At 45.5% G+C, this 1,821-nt stretch carries 2 protein-coding genes; both read right to left on the bottom strand.

Translation table 11 applies throughout. The features are described 5' to 3' along the window. Positions 1-49: 49 nt before the first annotated feature. Positions 50-628 carry a membrane integrity-associated transporter subunit PqiC gene (locus tag R7P67_RS23515; RefSeq protein WP_025554065.1) on the bottom strand — a complete coding sequence of 193 codons (579 nt, stop codon included), beginning with the start codon at positions 626-628 and terminating at the stop codon, positions 50-52. After that, positions 628-1,821, bottom strand: a 1,194-nt coding sequence (gene pqiB / locus R7P67_RS23510) for an intermembrane transport protein PqiB (RefSeq protein ID WP_161609358.1), incomplete at its 5' end; no start/stop codon positions are given. The genes R7P67_RS23515 and pqiB, both read right to left, overlap by 1 nt.

Below are 1,821 nucleotides of genomic sequence, written 5' to 3'. Positions count from 1 at the left end.
TGATGCTCCCCTCTTTTATCTGATGACTTTCGTATCTGATGTCTATTTACTATAGCTGCGCAGCCATATCGTCGGTTAGTTGGTTCAAACCTGCCGACAGTGCATCAACCAGAGCGTCGTAGCCTTCATCTTGCAATGGCATCAATATTTTTACTTGCGAGCTTCGAACGACGTTGCCGCTTGCATCGATGAGTAACCATTCACCTTCAATCTCTGCATTACCTTGGTAGCTACCATTAAACTTGTTCAAACTAAGTTGAAGCTTGGATTCTCCACTTTGATCCAGAAGATTATTCATTTCAACTGGCCAATAGTCGCTTTGTTTTTGGCGCAGCTCAGCCACAACACGTTGGGTAATTTGCTCAGAAATACTTTGAGCCCACTGGTGGCGTTTGGCTTGAACAATCTGAGTATCTGATGTGCGATACACAATACTATTGTCATTCAGGTAGCTAGCGAGTTGAGCCGGACGAATCACCAGTAAAGGGCGTTCTGCAACGCTCATCTGGTTAGACGTTTTTGTCTCAGCTTTAGGTAGGAGATACAGCGCCCCTGTTGTTTCTGGCGCGCTGCTGCATCCTGTCAATCCGGTTACAAGTGCTGTCGCTAATAAAAATACACGTTTCATTATTGTTGCCCTCTAACAGGAATTGGATCCTTCACTTCATCTTCTCCAAATACTAATGAGTTTGGTTTTTCATTTAGCTGTTTTAAAACAGGTTTGAATTCCGTCATCACCTTCTCTAGCTCTTTCAATGTCGATTCCATCTCACTGTACATTGTCGAGTTAGGGCCGTATCCATCCAGCGTTTTTTGCAGTTGCTGCAAGCTTTGGCGAATATCTGCAGGGATCTCTTGTGTGTCTTTTTGGCTTAAGAGCTTATCAATGCTATTCGCCACTTTTTCTGCGGACGCCAAGGTGCGCTCAGACGTTTTCAACGTTGCATTCAGAGACGTTAATGTATCTTCCATTGGCAAGTTATTGAGTTTGTTTAAGAAGTCATTTACTTGGCGCTGAACCTGTGCAAAGCCACCTCGCATTGTAGGGAAGACGTCTAGCCCTTCATACGTGTTTGCTTCATATGGCGTATCGTCTGGATAAAAATCCGCATCAATGTACAGTGCACCAGTCAACAAATTCCCGGTTTTTAGTGTGCCGCGAAGTCCTTTTGCAAACTCGTCTTTTAGTTTCTCTTTGAACATTTCCATCGAGTGGGACTCAACATCACCGTATACACGGCCAAGCTCAATACGGACTAACACCGGAATTCTCTTCGCCGAGAAATGCTCTTCTGGAGTTGGAAGACGCATAGGCACTCTCATTACTGTACCAATGCGCAGGCCTCGGTATTCAACCGGAGCTTTGCGTTTTAGGCCACGAACGGACTCTTCGAATAGCATCACGAATTCGATGTATTCGTCGTACATGCCTTCGCGTACTTGTTTAACATCATCGTACAAACGGAAGTTCGTCATGTCTTTGGTAAGAGCTTCGCCTGACTCCATTCCAGGAATGCTATCAAAGGTGACGCCACCAGTAAGAAGGCTTTCAAGCGAGCCAAATTTCACTTCAAATCCTTCCGCATTCAATTGTAGATCGAGGCCTGAATTGAGCCAGAATTTGGTGCGAGTGCGCACTAAACTGTCGTAAGGCTTAAAGATGAAAAGTTGGTAAAGAGCACGGCGTGTATCTACGTCAAAGCTGGTTTTCTCTACTCGCCCCACCGTAAAGCCTTTATAAATAACCGGGTCACCCACACCCAGCTTACCTGCTTCACGGTGAGTCAAGACAATGCGCAGACCTTCAGCGTCAGGCGAAGC

It is taken from the genome of Vibrio sp. Vb0937, from assembly GCF_033338855.1.
The sequence above is the reverse complement of the archived record's forward strand: the minus strand, read 5'-3'. Positions and strand labels throughout refer to the sequence as shown.

What these genes read in the sequence shown, in the direction of transcription:
- R7P67_RS23515 (WP_025554065.1), bottom strand. Translation starts at nt 628, where the DNA reads ATGAAACGTGTATTTTTATTAGCGACAGCACTTGTAACCGGATTGACA.